Source organism: Paraburkholderia phytofirmans PsJN, from assembly GCF_000020125.1.
Classification (GTDB): Bacteria; Pseudomonadota; Gammaproteobacteria; order Burkholderiales; family Burkholderiaceae; genus Paraburkholderia; species Paraburkholderia phytofirmans.
Map to the genome: position 1 here is coordinate 1,420,248 of NC_010676.1, position 18,606 is coordinate 1,438,853.

Annotated in this window: 16 protein-coding genes; 6 read left to right on the forward strand and 10 right to left on the reverse strand. The window is 63.9% G+C overall.

Features of this window, described 5'->3' with window-relative positions:
• Window position 1 precedes the first annotated feature (1 nt).
• The 7 genes from BPHYT_RS26055 to BPHYT_RS26085 all read right to left on the reverse strand — a co-directional run bounded on the left by BPHYT_RS26055 (window position 2) and on the right by BPHYT_RS26085 (window position 8,660).
• Window positions 2–1,099: a BMP family ABC transporter substrate-binding protein gene (locus BPHYT_RS26055; RefSeq protein WP_012427110.1), complete on the reverse strand. Its 1,098-nt coding sequence runs from the start codon at window positions 1,097–1,099 to the stop codon at window positions 2–4.
• Window positions 1,100–1,122: 23 nt separating this feature from the next.
• The gene (gene atzF / locus BPHYT_RS26060) at window positions 1,123–2,979 is read right to left on the reverse strand and encodes an allophanate hydrolase (RefSeq protein ID WP_012427111.1); all 1,857 of its coding nucleotides are present in this window, start codon (window positions 2,977–2,979) and stop codon (window positions 1,123–1,125) included.
• Between the two features lie 218 nt (window positions 2,980–3,197).
• On the reverse strand, window positions 3,198–3,953 hold the full coding sequence (locus BPHYT_RS26065; RefSeq protein ID WP_012427112.1) for a TetR/AcrR family transcriptional regulator: 756 nt from the start codon (window positions 3,951–3,953) through the stop codon (window positions 3,198–3,200).
• Window positions 3,954–4,047: 94 nt separating this feature from the next.
• Window positions 4,048–4,965 carry an ABC transporter permease gene (locus BPHYT_RS26070; protein ID WP_012427113.1) on the reverse strand — a complete coding sequence of 306 codons (918 nt, stop codon included), beginning with the start codon at window positions 4,963–4,965 and terminating at the stop codon, window positions 4,048–4,050.
• Entirely contained in the window at window positions 4,965–6,056 is a 1,092-nt protein-coding gene (locus BPHYT_RS26075; RefSeq protein ID WP_012427114.1) for an ABC transporter permease, read from the reverse strand. Before BPHYT_RS26075 ends, BPHYT_RS26070 begins: the two co-directional genes overlap by 1 nt.
• Window positions 6,053–7,681 (reverse strand): ABC transporter ATP-binding protein, encoded by a 1,629-nt coding sequence (locus BPHYT_RS26080; RefSeq protein WP_012427115.1) that lies wholly within the window; start codon window positions 7,679–7,681, stop codon window positions 6,053–6,055. Before BPHYT_RS26080 ends, BPHYT_RS26075 begins: the two co-directional genes overlap by 4 nt.
• A gap of 1 nt (window position 7,682) precedes the next feature.
• The gene (locus BPHYT_RS26085) at window positions 7,683–8,660 is read right to left on the reverse strand and encodes a BMP family protein (RefSeq protein ID WP_012427116.1); all 978 of its coding nucleotides are present in this window, start codon (window positions 8,658–8,660) and stop codon (window positions 7,683–7,685) included.
• 209 nt (window positions 8,661–8,869) lie between these two features.
• Between BPHYT_RS26085 and BPHYT_RS26090 the strand changes: the two genes are divergently transcribed.
• From BPHYT_RS26090 to BPHYT_RS26100, 3 genes are read left to right on the forward strand one after another with little or no spacing between them, the layout of a single operon-like run.
• The gene (locus BPHYT_RS26090) at window positions 8,870–9,670 is read left to right on the forward strand and encodes a cysteine hydrolase (RefSeq protein WP_012427117.1); all 801 of its coding nucleotides are present in this window, start codon (window positions 8,870–8,872) and stop codon (window positions 9,668–9,670) included.
• Window positions 9,667–10,866, forward strand: coding sequence for an amidase (locus BPHYT_RS26095; protein WP_012427118.1), 1,200 nt, complete (start codon window positions 9,667–9,669; stop codon window positions 10,864–10,866). The genes BPHYT_RS26090 and BPHYT_RS26095 overlap by 4 nt, the downstream gene beginning before the upstream one ends.
• A 10-nt stretch (window positions 10,867–10,876) precedes the next feature.
• On the forward strand, window positions 10,877–12,463 hold the full coding sequence (locus BPHYT_RS26100) for a gamma-glutamyltransferase family protein (protein ID WP_012427119.1): 1,587 nt from the start codon (window positions 10,877–10,879) through the stop codon (window positions 12,461–12,463).
• Window positions 12,464–12,532: 69 nt separating this feature from the next.
• On the opposite strand, the gene BPHYT_RS26105 is transcribed toward BPHYT_RS26100, so the two are convergent.
• The 3 genes from BPHYT_RS26105 to BPHYT_RS26115 are packed head-to-tail and all read right to left on the reverse strand — an operon-like array spanning window position 12,533 to window position 14,828.
• The gene (locus BPHYT_RS26105; RefSeq protein WP_012427120.1) at window positions 12,533–13,123 is read right to left on the reverse strand and encodes a flavin reductase family protein; all 591 of its coding nucleotides are present in this window, start codon (window positions 13,121–13,123) and stop codon (window positions 12,533–12,535) included.
• Window positions 13,114–13,866: a GntR family transcriptional regulator gene (locus BPHYT_RS26110; RefSeq protein ID WP_012427121.1), complete on the reverse strand. Its 753-nt coding sequence runs from the start codon at window positions 13,864–13,866 to the stop codon at window positions 13,114–13,116. The genes BPHYT_RS26105 and BPHYT_RS26110 overlap by 10 nt, the downstream gene beginning before the upstream one ends.
• Window positions 13,863–14,828, reverse strand: coding sequence for a polysaccharide deacetylase family protein (locus tag BPHYT_RS26115; protein ID WP_012427122.1), 966 nt, complete (start codon window positions 14,826–14,828; stop codon window positions 13,863–13,865). Before BPHYT_RS26115 ends, BPHYT_RS26110 begins: the two co-directional genes overlap by 4 nt.
• A gap of 315 nt (window positions 14,829–15,143) precedes the next feature.
• On the opposite strand from BPHYT_RS26115, the gene BPHYT_RS26120 reads away from it, so the two are divergent.
• The 3 genes from BPHYT_RS26120 (at window position 15,144) to BPHYT_RS26130 (ending at window position 18,606) form a co-directional block, all read left to right on the forward strand.
• A complete protein-coding gene (locus BPHYT_RS26120) occupies window positions 15,144–16,202 on the forward strand; it encodes an ABC transporter ATP-binding protein (RefSeq protein ID WP_012427123.1) in 1,059 nt (352 codons plus the stop codon).
• 97 nt (window positions 16,203–16,299) lie between these two features.
• On the forward strand, window positions 16,300–17,595 hold the full coding sequence (locus BPHYT_RS26125; protein ID WP_012427124.1) for an ABC transporter substrate-binding protein: 1,296 nt from the start codon (window positions 16,300–16,302) through the stop codon (window positions 17,593–17,595).
• 96 nt (window positions 17,596–17,691) lie between these two features.
• A complete protein-coding gene (locus BPHYT_RS26130; RefSeq protein WP_012427125.1) occupies window positions 17,692–18,606 on the forward strand; it encodes an ABC transporter permease in 915 nt (304 codons plus the stop codon).

Genomic DNA, 18,606 nt, shown 5'->3' on the forward strand with positions numbered 1-18,606 from the left:
ATCAGATCTGGCCGACGACGCCCGCGACCAGATAGTTCATGCTCTCCAGCGTGTAGTCGGTCTGACTGTGACTCGCGCCCGAGGCGATCGCCGTGCCGCCCTTGTTGTCCTTCATCGGGCCTTTGAAGATCACGAAGTTGCCGGCCACCATGCTGCTTCTGATCGAGTCGGCGTTCTGCTTCGCGGCTGCCGTGACCTTCGCGCCGTACGGCGACATCTTCACGAAGCCTTCTTTCAGGCCGCCGCGCAAGACGTTGGGTTGCGGCGTGCCGGCTTGCGCGCCCGTCACCAGTTGCTTGTATGGCGTGGCCCAATCCCATTCCGCGCCCGTCAGATAACCCTTGGGCGCGAGCGCGGCCTGGCTCGCGTGGTAGCCGCAGCTCATCGCGCCGCGCTTTTCCGCCGTTTCGACTACCACCTTCGGACCGTCGACGTGACAGGTCAGCACATCGCAGCCCTGATCGACGAGACTATTGGTGGCTTCGGCTTCCTTCACCGGCATCGACCAGTCGCCCGTGAAAATCACCTGCGTCGTGATGGACGGATCGACCGACTGCGCGCCGAGCGTGAACGAATTGATGTTGCGCAGCACCTGCGGAATCGGCTTGGCCGCGACGAAGCCGAGCTTCTTGCTCTTCGTCATATGGCCGGCGACCACGCCGTTCAGGTACTGGCATTCGTCGATATAGCCGAAGTAGCTGGTGATGTTCGACGGGTTGCCCTGCTTCCACAAACCGCCGCAATGAGCGAATCGCACCTTCGGATACTTCGCCGCCATCTTCAGCACGTGCGGGTCGAAGTAGCCGAACGAGGTCGCGAAGATGAGCGTGGCGCCGTCCTGTTCGATCATCGCTTCCATCGTCTTCTGCACGGCGATGGTCTCGGGCACGTTCTCTTCCTCCACCACTTTCACGTCAGGCATCTTCTTGATCACCGCGGCGGCTTGCGCTTGCGCCTGGTTGTAGCCGTAGTCGCCGCGCGCGCCGACGTAGATCACGCCGACGGTGGTCTTCGGCGCGGCGAACACCGACTGGATGGGCAGAATATTGCCGAGCGTCAACAGGCTGGCGCTCTTGATGAAATGGCGGCGGCTGGTCATGGTGTCCAATTCCTGATCGAAGGTTAAAGAGCGTTGGTCTGGGTATCGGCTTGCGGATTGGCCTTGGGGTTGGCTTTGAGGCTCGCGAGGTACGCAAGCCAGCCGCCGAACAACGTGATGTCGCGCGCGCCGCTGTCCTCGCTCACCGCCGACGGCTCGCAGATGAAGCCTTTCGCGCTGTGGCCTTCGGCGAGTTGCAACGTGCCGATGCCGAGCGGCGCGGGCACGTCGGCGACGAATTGGCCGAAACTGCGCAGCGGCACTTCCCAGAGTTCGATGGCGATTGGCTGGCCGTGCTGTTCCGTTGAACGCACGAGGCCGGGCTTCGGCGGCTGGGTGTTGGCGAGTGCGTAGAGCTTGTAGCCTGGTGCGGTGTGCGTCGCTTTCACGAAACGCGCGCCGGCTTGCTGGAGTTGCCAGTTCAACGGCTGGCCGCGCAGATGCGCGCCGACCACCGCGAGGGTGACGGTGGATTCCTGAAACGGCAGCGGCTGGATGAGCGCGGCTGTTGTTACGGCCTCCGCGGTTTCGGTGCCGTTCGCGAACAACGCCTGAATCCGCGCGCCGAGTTCGGCGAGGCGCCGGTCCGCGCCGCTCGGCGCGATCAGCGTCACGCCGGCCGGCAAGCCGTCGCTGCGCCGCTGACACGGCACGGCCAGCGCGCATAGATCGAGCAGGTTGACGAAGTTGGTGTAGTAGCCGAGCTGGCTGTTCAATTCGATAGGATTGGCCTGCACGTCGGCGATCAACGGATGCGTCGGCGTGGTGGGCACGATCAGGATGTCGATGGTTTCGAAGAGCGCTTCGGCATGACGTTTCAGATCGGCCAGCGCGTACTGGCCGTTAAAGGCATCGGCGGCGCTGAACTGCTCGGCCTTGCCGATCACCTTGGCCACGACCGCATCGATCGCCTGGTGATGGGTTTCGAAAAACGTGCCGAGCGCCGCGCGCCGTTCCGCGACCCACGGGCCGTCGTAGAGCAAGGCCGAGACCGCTTTGAGCGGCTCGAAGTCGATTGCTTGCGTCGGCAGATGCAGGTGCGTGGTGAGCGTGTCTAGCGCGGTTGCAAACGCCCGGCTCGCGATGGCGTCGCCATAAAACTCCAGTCGCTCCGGCACACCGATGCGCGGAACCGAACGCAGCAGGCCAAGGCTCGGCACCTTGCGCGAGTAACCGTCGAGCGAATCGAAGCAGGCGATTTCGCAGAGCACGCGCCACGCATCGTCGACGTCGTGCGCGAACACGGAGATCGTATCGAGGCTTCGGCACGCGGGCACCACGCCACGTTTGCTGACCAGTCCCAGCGAAGGTTTCAGACCGGCCAGCCCGTTGAATCCGGCCGGCACGCGGCCAGAGCCCGCGGTGTCGGTGCCGAGCGAAAACGCCACGCAACCCGTCGCCACCGCGACTGCCGAGCCCGAACTCGAACCACCCGACACGCGCAGCGGCGACTCGCTGTGCCGCACGGCGCCATACGGTGAACGCGTGCCGACAAGGCCGGTGGCGAACTGATCGAGATTGGTCTTGCCGATCAGGATGGCGCCGGCGTCGATGAGCCGCTGCACGGCGAATGCCGACGTGTCCGGCGTGTAGGCGAAAGAGTCGCAAGCGGCCGTAGTCGGCAAGCCGGCAACGTCGATATTGTCCTTGACGGCGAACGGCACGCCGAACAGCGGCATGTGCTCGAACACCGCGCTCCCCTGTGCGTCGTATAACGCTTCGAGCGCCTTCGCGCGAGCCTGCACGTCGGCTGCCGGCACACGCAGAATCCAGGCTTCCGGGCGATTGCTGGCTTCGATTCGCGCCAGCGCCGACAACACGGCTTCGGTCGGCGTGAGGCTGCCTGCCGCGTATGCCGCGAGCAGACCTTTGACCGTCATGGGTGAAGAAATAGGCACCTGTTTTTCCTTGAGTTCAATCTTGAATACAAGTTTGGACTCAAATTAGCAGGAGCTATGCCAAGTGTTTATTCAACCTCGGCAAACCGCTTCAAACCGTTGCTGGGCGGGGCTCTTCCGCCCGTGCCGACGCGCGCGAAGCGCCGCCGGAAACGCCCCGCCCAGCGCTGCCCGTGGTGCAGCGCTCACCAACTCGGGGCTCACGCGCCCTGGATTCGCGCCGACACACGCTTGGGCAACGCGGGCTGCAACCCGGGCTGCGATGCGGGGGCCACCACGAACGCGCGCACCATCTCATGCGCCTGAGCTTTGTGATCTCCCTGCCACTGCGCGGCGAGCATGTCGGTGTTGAAAATGCGCGACAACGTATAAGCATTCGACTTGTGGAACGAGCACAGACTCACCAGCGCCACGTACAGATGCAACGGGTCCATGCCCTTGCGCAACGAGCCGTCGTCCTCGCCACGCGCGATCACCGTGCGCAAAAGCGTCAGCACCGGCGACGACATTTCCGGAATCGCGCTCGACCGTTTCATCACGCGGGCGCGGTTCAGGTTCTCGAACGAGAGCAGCTTCGACAGTTCGGGATGCGCCGCGAAGTGTCCTTCGATGAAATCGTAAAGCTGCACGATGGCCGTGACCGGATCGATCTGATCGACATCCAGCTTGAGTTTCAGCTCGGCTTCCCGCAGCCGCCCCAACACGAACTCGAGCACTTCCAGATAGAGCGCTTCCTTGCCGCCGAAGTAGTGATAGATCATCCGGATGTTGACCTTCGAGCGGCTCGCGATCGTCTCCACTCGCGCGCCGCTCAGGCCTTTGTCGGAGAACTCCGCGATCGCAATTTTGAAGATGCGCTGACGGGTTGCCGCCGCGAGCTTTTGACGCTGCGTCGTGGGCTCTGTCGAAGCAACGGCGGATACAGCGGAAACCGATCGGGCTGAAGCACGTGTCATAGGGATGGAGAGCGTAGCGTCAAGGGGATGCGTGGCGATGCAGAACTACCGGCAGTAACTACCCGCATTAACTACCGGCATTGTAAGCGCGGCCTCAGCGGCGAAACGGCTGGGTGAGCGCGAGCGGCGCGGTTTGCCGGCCGATCAGCCCGGCCACCGCGATCAGCGCGAGCAGATAAGGCAGCATCACCAGCAGCGCGGTCGGCACCTGCACGCCGATCAACGGTAACTGGAACTGCAGTGCGCTCGCGGCGCCGAACAGCAGGCACGCCCCCACCGTGCGACCGATCTTCCAGTTACCGAAGATGATCGCGGCAATCGCCAGATAACCGGCTCCGCTCGTCATCCCTTCGGTAAACGTGTGAATGTCGCCGATCGAAATGAAGCACCCCGCCGCGCCGGACATGACGCCGGAAAACAGCACCGCGCCATAACGCAGACGCGTCACCGAGAGCCCCGATTGATCGACCGACCTGGGCGCCGCACCGACCGCGTGAAGCGCGACGCCGAGCGCGGTACGCCGCATGACGAGCGAAGTCGCGAGCAGAATCGCGAGGCCGAGATAAACCAGCCACACCTGATGAAACACCGGCTCGCCGATCACGGGCAGCGCGCCGAGTCCCGGTGGCGACCAGCGCGCGAGCCCTGGAATCACCGCGCTCGAACGCTCGCCGAACAACTCGCGATAGGCGAGCGTGGTCGCGCCGAGCGCCAGAATATTGATGCCGATGCCGGTCACGATCTGATTGGCGCGCAGCGTCACGCTGAGGAACGCCTGCAGCAACGCGATCGGCAGCACGCCGAGCATGCCGATCGCGAGACCGAGCGTTGCGTTGCCCGTCGCCCATGCACCGGCCGCACCGAGAAACGCCCCCGAAAGCATCATGCCTTCAACGCTCATGTTGAGCACTCCGGCCCGCTCGCTGATCAGCTCGCCGGTCGATGCCAGCATCAGCGGCGCCGCAAAACGGATCGACGAGCCGACGAAAACCGCTACGAATTCCGCGTTCATCAGCGTGCTCCTTTGGGTTCGAGCCACAACGAGCCGCCCGCCAGCGCGACGATCACGATGCCCTGCACCACCAGCACCAGCGCCGACGGCACCGACGCGACCATTTCCATATTGATGCCGCCCGAGCGCAGAAAGCCGAACAGCAGCGCCGCCGCGCAGACGCCGGTGATCGAACCGCGCGCGAGCAAACCGACCACGAGGCCGTCGAAACCGTAGCCCGATGAAAAGCCCGCTTTCAGCGAGTACTGATCGCCTTGCAGCATCAACGCACCGGCGAGACCGCCGAGCGCGCCGGCCAGCGCCAACGCGCCGACGATGGTGGACGTAATCGGCATGCCGGCACGCCGCGCGGCCAGCGCGTTCAAACCGACCGCGCGCAGATGCATGCCGAAGCGGCTATACACCAGCACGAGCGCCACCGCGATACACAGCACGACCGTGATCGGCAAGCCGATGTGCAATCCCGTCGAACTCGAACTGGCGAGCAACGGCAGCCTGGTCGAATCGGGAATATCCAGCGATTCGGGCAGCGTGGCCGCGTTGCTCATCGGCTGGCGCAGCAGCGCTTCGGATTGCACGCACCAGTAGAGAAACCACACTGCGATGAACGTCAGCAGCAGTGTGCTGATCACCTCGTTGGTGCCGGCGCGCGCTTTCAGCCAGCCGGGAATTGCGCCCCACGCGGCGCCCGCCAGGGCCGCCCCCAGCATCGGCACGACGAACGGCAGGCCGAGCGGCAGATGTGCGACGTGGCCATACAGACTGACCGCGGTGGCGGCGATGCCGCCCATCGCGATCTGTCCTTCGCCGCCCACATTGGTCAACTGCGCGCGATTGGCCAGCACGAAGCCGCTGCCGACCAGCGCGAACACCAGGCTGCGATTGATCGACGCGCCGATCGCGTACGGCGAGCCCCACGCACCGTCGGCGAACGCGGCCATGGCGTCTCCGAGCGGCACGTGGACGATGGCGATCAGCGCCATGGCCGCGACAATCGCGACGAGCGCCGCGCCGCTTAGCACCGCGGCGGTTCTCATCCGCCGCGAACCACGCCAGCCGGCGCGGGAAAATGGACTCGATAAAGTGGTCATGCTGTCTGCCCTGCCATCCATGCGCCAATGCGCTCGCGTTGAAGATTGAATTGCGACGCCTCCGGCACGCAGGTGCCCATGATGCGGCCGCGATACATGACGAGGACGCGGTCGGCCACCGCCATCAGTTCGTCGAGTTCGGACGAGATCAGCAGCACGCCGACGCCTGCGTCGCGTGCCGCGCGGATATGGTCGTACACCGCGGCCACCGCGCCGACGTCGAGCCCGCGCGTAGGCTGCGCGGCCACCAGCACGGCGAGGCCGTCGAGCGTGAGTTCGCGCGCCAGCACCGCTTTCTGCTGATTGCCGCCGGAGAGGCCGCGAAATGCGACATCGGGACTCGCGGCGCGCACGTCGAAGCGTTGCATCAGCGCGCGCGCATCGCGGCGCATCGCGCGACGCCGCATGAAGCCGCCCCGCGCGTAGTCGTCGAGCCGGTTGAGAAAGAGGTTCTCAGTCAGGCTCATGTCGGGCACGCAACCGACCGCGTGGCGATCTTCCGGCACCACGCCGACACCCGCCCGGGTCAAGGTTTGCGGTGCAGCCTGAGTGCAGTCCTTGCCCTGTACGAAGAAGCGCCCCGCACTCGCCTTCTGCATTCCCGCGAGCACCGCGCCGAGTTCGCTCTGCCCGTTGCCCTCCACGCCCGCAATGCCGACGATCTCACCGCGATTGACCACCAGCGTGCAGTCTTCGAGACGTGTCACGCCGTCGGCGTCGCGCACCGTAAGGCCGTCGATCTGCAAGGCTTCGTCGGCGAGCGGACGGGTGTAGGGCGACGTGCTGCGGGTTGCCGAACGCGGCGTGGCGCTCGCATTGGAATTCGCCGCGGCGCCTTGATCCGTACTGTCCGGACGCTGGATCATCGCGCGGACGAGCGCGTCGACATCGGCGGACGGCTTGCTCGAACGAGCCACCACACGGCCGCTTTGCAGCACCGTCGCGCGGCTCGCGATACGGCGGATCTCGGCCAGCTTGTGCGTCACCAGCACGACCGCGCAGCCGCGCGCGACCACGCGTGCGCACGTGTCGAGCAGCGCGTCGATTTCAGCGGGCAGCAGCACAGCCGTTGGTTCATCCAGCACCAGCAGACGCGGCTCGCGAATCAAACACTTGACGATCTCGACGCGCTGCTTTTCACCCACGGAGAGATCGGCGACCCGCGTATCCGGATCGAGCGCGAGCCCGAGTTCCGCCACCAGCGCACGCACGCGCTGCGCCTCGCGTTTGCGATCGAGCCAGCCGCGCACCTGTCCGAGCAGCAGGTTATCGAGCACGCTCACGTCTTCGACGAGGCTGAAGTGCTGATGAACCATCGCGATGCCGTGCGTGAGCGCGTCGCGCGGACTATGCGGCTGGTACGGCGCGCCGTCGAGCCACATCGCGCCCGCGTCGGGCTGATGCACGCCGAACATCACGTTGCACAGCGTCGACTTGCCCGCGCCGTTTTCGCCGAGCAGGCAATGCACTTCGCCGGCAAAGAGTTCGAGCGAGACATCGGTCAACGCCTGAAACGCGCCGAAGCGTTTGACGATGCCGTCCATGCGCAGCACCGCCGCGCGCGGCGTGCCGGCGCTCACGCGCGCATCGGCGTAGACGGTGGCAGAAGCGGAAGTCGCGTCCATGTCAGCCTTCGGAGACCTTGATCTTGCCGCTTTCGATGTCCTGTTCGATCTGCTTGATCTTCGTCGACATCTGCGGCGTCGGCGAGCACACCACCATGCCCGACGCTTTCGGTCCCATCGCCAGGCCGAAGGCCTTATAGCCCGGCTGCCAGGTGCCGGCCGCCATCTGGTCGATCGCGTATTGCACCTGATAGCCGACGCCCGTAATCGAATACGCGATATACAGCGGGTCCGTGCCGCAGCGGTCCGTATAGCTGCCGATCACGTGCGTGTGCTTCTCGCTGGCCGCCTGCTCCATGCCGCGCAAGCCGAGATTGAGAATGTGATAGTGGACGTCCGCGCCTTGCGAGATCGCCGCGAGCGTCGCTTCCTTGGCCTTCGACACGTTGTCGAAGTCACCGGTGTAGCTCTCGAAGTATTTGATCTTCGGATTGATGGAGCGCGCGCCGTTGCCGAACTCCTTGCCGGCGTTGACGATGGACGGAATCTCCATGCCGCCCACGTAACTCACCGCGCCGTTCTTCGACAGCATCGCCGCGGCCGCGCCGGCGACGTAGGCGATCTCCGCCTGCTTGACGTCATAGCCCGCCACGTTCGGCGGCATGTCCTGCCCCTTGTTGCCGCCGACGATCGCGAACTTCACATTGGGAAAACGCTTCGCGATCTTCAGCACCGACGCCTGGGTCTGCCCGCCGACGCCGATCACCAACTGGTTCTTCGACGCGAGATTGGTCAGCGCCTGCTCCATGTCGGCGTAGTTGATGTTCTCGATCATCTGCGTCTTGAGCTTCGGGCCGAGTTCCTTCTGCGCCGCGACGAGGCCGTCGTAACCGGATTCCATCCAGCCCTTGTCCGACTTCGAACCCGGAATCAGCACACCGACACGCAGCGGATCGGCGGCGACGGCATGGATCGCACTGGTGGATGCGGCGAGCGCGACGACGCAGGTCGCGAGAGTTTTGAGCGTGGCGATCGACATTCTGGCATTCCTTTTGCGTTTGGTTTGGGTAAGTAGGTTATTCATGAACGAAACCAATGCAACTTCGATGCCATGCGATCGATTTAGCGGCACGTGCTGCTTGTTTTCAACCTGCCCGCTGAAGCGATTCGAAGCACACACAAGCAGTGCGTCGCGCCATCCACGCGACCCGCTTTCACTAGCGATTCCAAACCAATGGAGAGTTCTCAATGAAACAGCACGACGCATACGGCACAAGCGTTTCCGGTCAGTTGGGCCGCGACGGCCGGCCTCGCTGGAGCGCGAGTGAAACGCTCGTCGACATGTCGTTGCCCGCGCCTGAACCCGTCGTCGCGACACTGCCGTGCGAGCCGCAAAATGTCCGTATCGATCTGCGCAGCACGGCCATTATCGTGATCGACATGCAGAACGACTTCTGCACCAACGGAGGTTGGGTTGCCCAGATTGGGGGCGATTTCGCGGTCGACCGCGCGCCGATTGCACCATTGCAGCGCTTGCTGCCGGTGCTGCGCAAAAGCGGCGTGCCGGTCATCTGGGTCAATTGGGGCAACCGGCCCGACCTCGCCAACATGCCGCCGAATCAGTTGCATCTATATAAGCCGACGGGAACGGGAACCGGCTTGGGCGAGCCGCTCGCGAGCAACGGTTCGCACGTGCTCGAAAAGGATTCGTGGGCCGCGGCGGTGGTCGATGAACTCGCGCCGCTGCCGCAGGACATCTGCGTGGACAAGTACCGGATCAGCGGCTTCTGGGACACGCCGCTCGACAGCATCCTGCGCAACCTCGGCATTCGCACCGTGCTGTTCGCGGGCGTGAATACCGATCAGTGCGTGCTGCATTCGCTCACCGACGCCAACTTCCTCGGCTACGGTTGCGTGCTGGTGGAAGACTGCTGCGCGACGTCGTCGCCGGACTTCTGTACGGAAGCGGCCGTCTGGAACGTGAAGAAGTGCTTTGGCTTCGTCACGGATTCCGCGCGAATCGTCGATGCCTTGTCGGACGCCGCATGAGCGCGTTCATTCCGGGCTCCCGCGTGCAGGCCGCCGCGACGGCGAGCGGTCCGCTGGACGGCCTGCGCTTTGCGGTCAAGGATCTGATCGACGTCGCCGGCGAACCGACCGGCGGCGGCAATCCCGACTGGCTTTCGACTCACGCGGCGGCTCGCGTTCACGCGCCATGTGTCGACGCGCTGTTGGCGGCCGGCGCGACGCTCGACGGCAAGACGATCACCGACGAACTCGCCTATAGCCTCGAAGGCGAGAATCATCACTACGGCACGCCGCTCAATCCGCGCTGGCCGCAAGCACTGCCGGGCGGATCGTCGAGCGGATCGGCGTCGGCGGTAGCGAATGGCGACGTGGACTTCGCGTTGGGCACCGATACCGGCGGCTCGGTGCGCGTCCCCGCCGCGTTCTGCGGCCTGTTCGGCATGCGGCCGAGTCATGGCGCGATCGCACTCGACGGCGTGCTGCCGTTCGCGCCGTGCTTCGACACGGTTGGCTGGTTCGCGCGGTCGATCGCTGTATTGCAGGCAGTGGGCGATGTGTTGTTGCCGGTGATGTCGCGCGGTGATGGCGCTTCTTTAAATAGGCCGGTTCGCCTAACCCGCGTCGCCGAAGCGTTCGCGGCTCGCGAGCGCAATGAACCCGACGACGCGGCGCGACTCACCGCGCTGGCTGAATCGCTCGGCGCGCAAAGCTTGCGCAATGTGTTCAGCGGTGGCGGCGCTCGCTGGCTCGCGTGTTATCAGGCCGTGCAGGACCTCGAAATCGACGCCTCGCTGGGCGAATGGATTCGATCGACGCAGCCGCGCTTCGGGCCATCCATCGCGCCGCGCTTTGCGCGGTTGGAAACACTCGACAGACAGCGGGCAACGCAATGGCGCACCGTTCTTCAGGAGTTACGCAGCGCGTTGGACTCGTTGTTCAAAGAAGAGGAAAACACGGTACTGGTCATGCCCACCACGCCCGTTTCGTTATTGCGGAAAGACGCCTCGGGCGAAGCAATCGGCCGCTTCTACGAAGACTCGCTCACCATGAACTCACTCGCCGCGTTCGGCGGCCTGCCGCAGATCACGCTTCCGTTCAACGATGCACTCGACCGGCCGCTAGCGCTCTCGCTGATCGGTGCGCGCGGCAGCGATCGCGCGTTGCTGAGCCTCGCGCGCGATCTATACTCGCGACACGTTCTCGCGCACCCTCAGTAGCGGAGCATCGATGCACAATCCACAACCCGCCGGCGCTCGCGGCGGCATGGTCACCAGTCCCCATGCGCTAGCCAGCGAGGCCGGCCGCGATGTCCTGCGCGCGGGCGGCAATGCCATCGAAGCGGCCATCGCGATCGGCGCCGCGCTGTGCGTGACCTACCCGCATTTCACCGGCCTTGGCGGCGACGCCTTCTGGGTGATCGGCGACCGGCAAGGGACGTTGCGCACGCTATCGGGCATCGGCCAGGCCGCGGCGCAACTGCCCGCGTTCGACGGTGCAATTCCATTGCGCGGCCCGGCTTCTGCAATTACCACCGCCGCGACCGTCGATACATGGAGCCAGGCATACGAAATCAGCCAAAACGTTTGGGGCGGCATGCAGTCGTGGCCGTCGCTGTTCGACCGTGCACTCGAACTTGCCGCCGACGGTTTTCCTGTCACGCCGTCGCAGCATTTCTGGCAAACCCTGCGCGCCAATGAATTGCAGGCGTTGCCCGGCTTCGCGGCGACCTTCGCGCCGCACGGCCACATTCCCGCGATCGACGCGCGCTTCACTCAACCAGCGTTAGCAAAGAGCCTCGACCGTATTGCGCGTTTCGGCGCGCGTGAGTTCTATGAAGGCGAGCTGGCTGAGCGCATCGCCCATGGCCTCCGGCAAGCCGGTTCGCCGCTCAGTGCGAGCGATCTGGCCCGCACGCATGCGCGCAACGAAGCGCCGCTGCGCGTCGCCTATCGCGGTGGCGAACTGGTGAGCTTGCGGCCGCCCACGCAAGGCATAACGACCTTGCAGATCATGGGCACGCTGGAACGCTTCGATCTTTCCGCAATTCCAGAAGGCAGCGCCGACTACTATCACCTGCTCGTGGAAGCGGTCAAATGCGCGTTCGTGGATCGTGACCGCTTCGTCTGCGATCCGGAGTTCAACGTCGTGCCGGTCGACGAGATGCTCTCGCCCGCCACGCTCGACGCCCATGCCCGCTCGATCCATCCGCGTAAAGCGCGCGCATGGCCGCATGTTTTCCGTCCGGGCGATACGGTGTTCATCGGCGCGACGGATCGCGAGGGCCGCAGCGTGAGCGTGCTGCAAACGGTCTACTTCGACTGGGGCAGCGGCGTGGTGGCGGGCGATACCGGCATTCTGTGGCACAACCGCGGCGCGTCGTTCAGCACGAACCCCGCGCACCATAATGCCGTGCAGCCGGGCAAGCGGCCTTTCCATACGCTCAATCCCGGCATGTATATGAAGAACGGCCGCCCGCAATTGCTGTTCGGCACGCAAGGCGCGGACGGCCAACCGCAAACGCTGGCGGCGATTCTCACGCGGCTGATCGACTACGGCATGGACCCGCTGACCGCCCTCGCCCGTCCGCGTTTTCTGCTCGGCAAGACGTTCTCAGATACGCGCGACGCGTTGAAACTCGAAGCGGACGCCGGCGCCGACGTGTTCGCGGCGCTCGCCGCACGTGGACATGAAGTAAGCGCGATCGATGCGCAAAGTCCGTTGGCGGGGCATCCGGGCGTGATTCGCATCGAGGCGGACGGCTCGGCCACGGGGGCGCACGATCCGCGCAGCGACGGCCGGGCGCTCGCGGTGTAATCCGACGTGACGTGAGGCGATGTGACGTGAGGCGATGCGATGCGCGGTTATGTGACGGACGCCGGCACCTCACCCAAGGGTGAAGCGGTCCCGCGTCGTCACATAGTCGCTCGCGCCGAAGCGGCCCACTGGAAAATAATGCTGTAGCCGAACACGCCACGTTTGCGTATCGATCAACTCGTCCCGAGCGTGCAGCCGATGCACGCGTCCAATGAAAATCTGCCGGCTCGTCGTCTCCAGCGTCTCCCACGTCGTGCACTCGAACGCGACGGGCGCTTCAGCGATTCGCGGCGGCTTGACGTGCGAACTCGGCACCGGCGTCAGGCCGACTTCGGCGAGTTCGCTCACGTTCGGCGGCAATCGTTCGCCGCAGCGGTGCATTTTGTCCGCAATGGCTTCGTCGGCGAGATGCACGACGAACTCGCCGGTGCGCACGATGTTCACCGCCGTATCCTTGAGCGTGCCGTCGGCCACGCGGTTCACGCTGATCATCACGATCGGCGGCTCCTCGCCGAGCATGTTGAACATCGAAAACGGCGCCGCGTTGATCGTGCCGTCGGCGCCGAGCGTGGTGACGAGCGCGATCGGACGCGGCACGATCAGGCTCGCCATCAGCTTGTAGCGCTGGTATTCGGTGATCGCTTCGAAATCTATTTCCATGTCGGCGCCCGGTTGGGAGTGACGGATGCGGTGATGCCGAGCAACTGGCCGAGGCTCTTTTCCCCGCGCATGCGCGAGGTTTCGATTCGTTCTTCGAGGTCGCGCAGATGCGCTTCCATATGCGCCATCGCGCCTGCCGCATCGCGCGCCTCGATGCAGTCGACGATCGCCGCGTGCTCCGCGTGTTCGCACGGCGCATGCCCTGGCGGCTCATACACGCCGACAATCAGCGAGCAGCGCGAGACCAGTTCCTTCAGATAGTTTTGCAGAATCGAATTGCCGGCCAGCGCAGCGATGCGCATATGAAAGCCGCTGGCGAGCGTCGCCCACGAAGGCTGGTCGAAGCGATGCATCGCCTCATGCTCGCTCGCGAGCTGTTGACGCAACGCCTTGATGTCTTTGGCGTTCGCCCGCTGCACGGCCAGTTCGACCAGCATCCGTTCGACGGAGCGGCGCGCTTCGAAGATCTCACGCGTTTCCTCGGGCGTGGGCTCGGCGATCACCGCGCCTTTGTTCGGCCGCAATACGACGATGCCGTCATACGCGAGCTTTTCCAGCACGCGCCGCACCACCGCGCGGCCCACGCCGAACAACTGGCACAACTCGGGCTCCGGCAGCTTCGTGCCCGGCGTCAGACGGTGATTCAACACGCCGTCGAAGATCGATTGATAGATGCGCGTGTCGAGATCGGCATCGTCTTTCAGGGGCTTTTTCGCGGTGGCCGCGCCGGCTTTCGCGTTCATGCGATGACCGGACGCACGACACCGTCGCGCTCCAGCGCGTCCATATGATCCGCAATGGCCCCCGGCGTGGTGATCCACACGTCGCCCCGTGCGCGCGCCGAGGCGATATGTTCGAGTGCGCGGCGCAGATGCCGCAAACGATAAGGCTGCCCCACCAGATACGGATGCAACGCGATGCCCATCACGAGCGACTGCGGCTGCGCGCCGCGATTGGCCTGTTCGAGCATCTCGTCGAACTGATCGACGATCATATCGGCGAACGCGCGGCCATCCATATGGCGGCCCACCATCATCGGCAGATCGTTGAGTTCCTGCGGATAGGGAATCGACCAGAGCGGCGCGCCGCGTGTGGCCATCCTCACGGGACGGTCGTCATGACACCAGTTCAGCGTGTAGCGATAGCCGGTTTCCGCGAGCAGATCGGGCGTGAGATGGGTCTCGGAAATCCACGGCGACAGCCAGCCTTGCGGCGCTATGCCGGACACTTCAGCGATCCGTTCGCGGCAATGCAGAAGCAGTTCCCGTTCGCCGGCTTCATCGAGATCGCTCTGGCGGTGCGCGTTCGTATGGCCGTGGCCGATCAATTCGTCACCGCGCGCCACGCAGGCCGCGATCAACTCCGGGCAATGATCGTAGAGCGCGGTGTTGATGAGCGTGCCCACGGGCAACGCGAGTTGATCGAACAACTCGATACAGCGCCACGCGCCGACGCGATTGCCGTACTCGCGCCAGCTATGGTTCAGCACATCCGGTTGCGGCGAGATCGGACCGAGCGCGGCGCCCAGCCCTTCGCCAAAGGCAAAGTGTTCGATGTTGAAACCCAGATAGACCGCGAGCCCGCTGCCGCCGGGCCAGCGGTACGCGTCGCTGTCGGTGATCGGGCGGTATGCGAAGCGGCCATGCGTGGCCAGCAATTGATGCGCGCGACTCTCGGCGGCGGGCATGTTCCGTATGTCGTTCATTTGAAGAAACCGTGGGTGGGAAATAGCGCCGCGCCGCGTGAGCGCATGAACCGGAATGGCCAGTTCATGCCCCGCGACCGACCCGGCACGCACCGCGATCGCGCAAAAAATCGTTTGAATCGCTAACGATCGACGCTGCGGATCGTTTGCAATATGTGAGCCAACTCGTAGACGTTAAGCACACCGGTGCGTCGGCAATCAATCGGCTATCGCGATGCAAACGATGGCACATGTCTTGCATTTGCCTGGTCTCGTTGAGCGCCGCGTTGCTTTTTCTGCGCCCCGCTTTTTCGTCGCTTACGAGGACACCCCTTCATGATTCAGCCTGCTTCAACGGTGCTCGAAACCAAAGCCGCCGACATCGAACTGGTGCACGTGTCGAAGCAATATGGCGACTCGCTCGCAGTCGACGCGATCGACCTGCGCATCGACGGTGGCCAGTACTGCTGCCTGCTCGGGCCATCGGGATGCGGCAAGACCTCGACCTTGCGCATGATCGCCGGTCATGAATCGATCACCGATGGTGACATTCTGATCGCCGGCCGCAACGTCACGCGCGCCGAACCCGCGGCTCGCGGCACTGCCATGGTGTTCCAGAACTATGCGCTGTTCCCGCATCTGAGCGCGCTCGACAACGTCGCGTTCAGCCTGAAGATGCGCGGCATCGCCAAGGACGTACGGCGCAAACGCGCTGGCGAACTGCTCGAACTGGTCGCCATGTCGGCGTATGCCGAGCGCAAACCGGCGCAGCTATCCGGCGGCCAGCAGCAACGGGTCGCGCTTGCCCGCGCGTTGCTGAATCAACCGGGTTGCTTATTGCTAGACGAACCGCTCTCCGCGCTCGACCCGTTCCTGCGCGTGCAGATGCGCGCCGAACTCAAGCGCTGGCAGAAAGAACTCGGCATCACTTTCGTGCACGTCACGCATTCCCAGGAAGAAGCGATGGCGCTCGCCGATCTCGTCGTGGTGATGAGCCATGGACGCATCGAGCAAAGCGGCACGCCGCACGAAGTGTTCAACCGTCCGCGCACCGAGTTCGTCGCGCGATTCCTCGGCGGTCACAACGTCTTCAATACCAATGGCCGCTCGTTTACCGTGCGCGCCGATCATCTGCGCGTCGTGCCGCATGGCATTACGCCGGTGCAGAACGCGAGCGGCGACAACGGCATGACGCGCATCGGCGGCGTGCCCTGCACGGTGCGCGAAGCTGAATATCAAGGCACGCATCTGCGCGTGACGCTCGACCCGCTCGACGGTTCGCCCGAACTCGTTTCGCTCGTGAGCGATGGCGATTACGATCCGGCGCGGCTCGGCCCCGAAGCGCGGGTCGTGGTCTGGTGGGAAGAGCGGGACGCGCATCCGCTCGCGGCGTGAGTATCGAGTGAATATCGAACCGCGTCGTCCAGACGTGACTGCAACATCCAGCAAGCGATAAGCAAACGTCAATCGAACGTCAACTGAGGAGAAAGCAATGAGTGAAGCGAACGAAAGCCCGGCAGCGGCTGCAACCGATGTGAAGGAAAAAGGCCTGTCGCGCCGCACGTTCATCAAGGGTGCGGTGGCGGCGGCCGGCATTGCCGGTTTTCCGTACGTGCAGGCACAGGAAAAAATCACGTTGCGCTACCTCGGCACGGCGGTCAATCAGAGCGCCGACATCGCGAAGAAATTCAAGGAAGACACCGGCATCGAGATTCAATACGTGCCGGTGACCACCGACGACGTCGCCAAACGCATCATCACGCAACCGAACTCGTTCGACATTGTCGACACCGAATATTTCGCGCTCAAGAAGTTGATTCCGGCCGGCACGCTGGCCGGCATGGACGCGAAGCGCATCAAGCTGGCCGACAAGATCACGCCGGTGCTCACGCGCGGCGAAGTCAACGGCAAGAAGATCGGCGATCAAGGCACCGCGCCGAAGAAGGTGATGTTCCTCACCGGCCCGCGCTCCACGGAGTTCTCCGCCACGCCGACCGAATGGATGACGCTGATTCCCACCACCTACAACGCGGACACGCTCGGCATTCGGCCCGACCTGATCAAGCGGCCCATTGACAGTTGGGCGGAACTGCTCAATCCGCAGTTCAAGGGCAAAGCGGCGCTACTGAACATTCCCGCGATCGGCATCATGGACTCGGCCATGGCGATCGAGGCGATGGGCCACATGAAATACGGCGACAAAGGCAACATGACCAAGGCCGAGATCGATCAGACCATCAAGATCCTGATCGAAGCAAAACGCGCCGGCCAGTTTCGCGCGTTCTGGAAGGACTTCAACGAGAGCGTGAACCTGATGGCCTCGGGCGAAGTGGTGATCCAGTCGATGTGGTCGCCAGCGGTCACGAAGGTGCGCACCATGGGTGTCGCCTGCAAGTTTCAGCCGCTCAAGGAAGGCTACCGTTCGTGGGCGTCGGGCTTCGGTTTCCCGCGTTCGCTGCAAGGCAAGAAGCTCGACGCCGCCTATGAGTTCGTCAACTGGTTCCAGGACGGCTGGGCGGGTGCGTACCTGATGCGTCAGGGCTATTACTCGGGCGTGCTGGAAACCGCGAAAACGCACATGCAGCCCTACGAATGGGACTACTGGATCGAAGGCAAGCCGGCAGCGCAGGACATCAAGGCGCCGGACGGCCAGTTGCTCGAAAAGACCGGCACCGTGCGCGACGGCGGCTCGTACAACCAGCGCATGGGTGCGATTGCCTGCTGGAACGCGGTGATGGACGAGAACATCTATATGGTCCAGAAGTGGAACGAGTTCATCGCGGCCTGACGGGCGCAGCGGTTCGAGATGACAGCCGGCACGCGACACGCCGGTTGTCACCACCTGTACGAATGAACGCATAGTCCATTCTTTAGAAATACGCCCATGGCAACGATCGAGCTTCCCTCGCACGCACAGGACGAGCCTGTCAAACACCGCCGCGCGCCGGCGTGGTTGCAGGCAACGCCACTTTCGCTGACGTTCCTGCTGTTTTTTATCGTGCCGCTGGTCATCACGCTGATCGTCAGTTTCTGGGACTTCAACGAATACCAGATCATTCCCGCGTTCACGCTGAAGAACTATGCGGCGATCTTCAACGGCTGTTCGTCGCTGACGGATGTTTGTGTCACCTTCAAGACATACTGGTCGACGCTCAAGTTCTGCGCGATCGTGTGGGCGGTGACCTTGCTGCTGGGCTTTTCGATCGCCTATTTCCTCGCGTTCCACGTGCGCACCACGAGCATGCAGACCGTGCTGTTCCTCGTCTGCACGATTCCGTTCTGGACCTCGAACGTGATCCGCATGATTTCGTGGATGCCGCTGCTCGGACGCAACGGCCTCGTCAATCAGGCGCTGCTCGGCGCGCATCTGATCGATCAGCCGCTGGAATGGCTGCTGTATTCGAACTTTTCGGTGGTGCTCGCCTTCGTTCACCTCTACACGTTCTTCATGATCGTGCCGATTTTCAACGCGATGATGCGCATCGACCGCTCCCTCCTGGAAGCCGCGCGCGACGCCGGCGCAAGCGGCTGGCAAGTGGTGCGCGACGTGGTTCTGCCGCTGTCGAAAACCGGCATCGTGATCGGTTCGATCTTCGTCATCACGATCGTGATGGGCGACTTTCTGACCGTCGGCGTAATGGGCGGCCAGCAGATCGCCTCGGTGGGCAAGATCATTCAGGTGCAAACCGGCTACCTGCAATTTCCCGCGGCGGCGGCCAACGCAATCATGCTGCTCGCCGTTGTGTTGATGATCGTGTGGGGCTTGACGCGGGTCGTCGACATCCGCAAGGAGTTGTGA

Excerpts from the sequence above, each read along its gene's own strand:
- BPHYT_RS26120 (WP_012427123.1), top strand. The coding sequence starts at position 15,144 with ATGATTCAGCCTGCTTCAACGGTGCTCGAAACCAAAGCCGCCGACATC.
- BPHYT_RS26100 (WP_012427119.1), top strand. The coding sequence starts at position 10,877 with ATGCACAATCCACAACCCGCCGGCGCTCGCGGCGGCATGGTCACCAGT.
- BPHYT_RS26125 (WP_012427124.1), top strand. The coding sequence starts at position 16,300 with ATGAGTGAAGCGAACGAAAGCCCGGCAGCGGCTGCAACCGATGTGAAG.
- BPHYT_RS26105 (WP_012427120.1), bottom strand. The coding sequence starts at position 13,123 with ATGGAAATAGATTTCGAAGCGATCACCGAATACCAGCGCTACAAGCTG.
- BPHYT_RS26085 (WP_012427116.1), bottom strand. The coding sequence starts at position 8,660 with ATGTCGATCGCCACGCTCAAAACTCTCGCGACCTGCGTCGTCGCGCTC.
- BPHYT_RS26075 (WP_012427114.1), bottom strand. The coding sequence starts at position 6,056 with ATGACCACTTTATCGAGTCCATTTTCCCGCGCCGGCTGGCGTGGTTCG.
- BPHYT_RS26095 (WP_012427118.1), top strand. The coding sequence starts at position 9,667 with ATGAGCGCGTTCATTCCGGGCTCCCGCGTGCAGGCCGCCGCGACGGCG.
- BPHYT_RS26110 (WP_012427121.1), bottom strand. The coding sequence starts at position 13,866 with ATGAACGCGAAAGCCGGCGCGGCCACCGCGAAAAAGCCCCTGAAAGAC.
- BPHYT_RS26090 (WP_012427117.1), top strand. The coding sequence starts at position 8,870 with ATGAAACAGCACGACGCATACGGCACAAGCGTTTCCGGTCAGTTGGGC.
- atzF (WP_012427111.1), bottom strand. The coding sequence starts at position 2,979 with ATGACGGTCAAAGGTCTGCTCGCGGCATACGCGGCAGGCAGCCTCACG.
- BPHYT_RS26070 (WP_012427113.1), bottom strand. The coding sequence starts at position 4,965 with ATGAACGCGGAATTCGTAGCGGTTTTCGTCGGCTCGTCGATCCGTTTT.
- BPHYT_RS26080 (WP_012427115.1), bottom strand. The coding sequence starts at position 7,681 with ATGGACGCGACTTCCGCTTCTGCCACCGTCTACGCCGATGCGCGCGTG.
- BPHYT_RS26065 (WP_012427112.1), bottom strand. The coding sequence starts at position 3,953 with ATGACACGTGCTTCAGCCCGATCGGTTTCCGCTGTATCCGCCGTTGCT.
- BPHYT_RS26055 (WP_012427110.1), bottom strand. The coding sequence starts at position 1,099 with ATGACCAGCCGCCGCCATTTCATCAAGAGCGCCAGCCTGTTGACGCTC.
- BPHYT_RS26130 (WP_012427125.1), top strand. The coding sequence starts at position 17,692 with ATGGCAACGATCGAGCTTCCCTCGCACGCACAGGACGAGCCTGTCAAA.
- BPHYT_RS26115 (WP_012427122.1), bottom strand. The coding sequence starts at position 14,828 with ATGAACGACATACGGAACATGCCCGCCGCCGAGAGTCGCGCGCATCAA.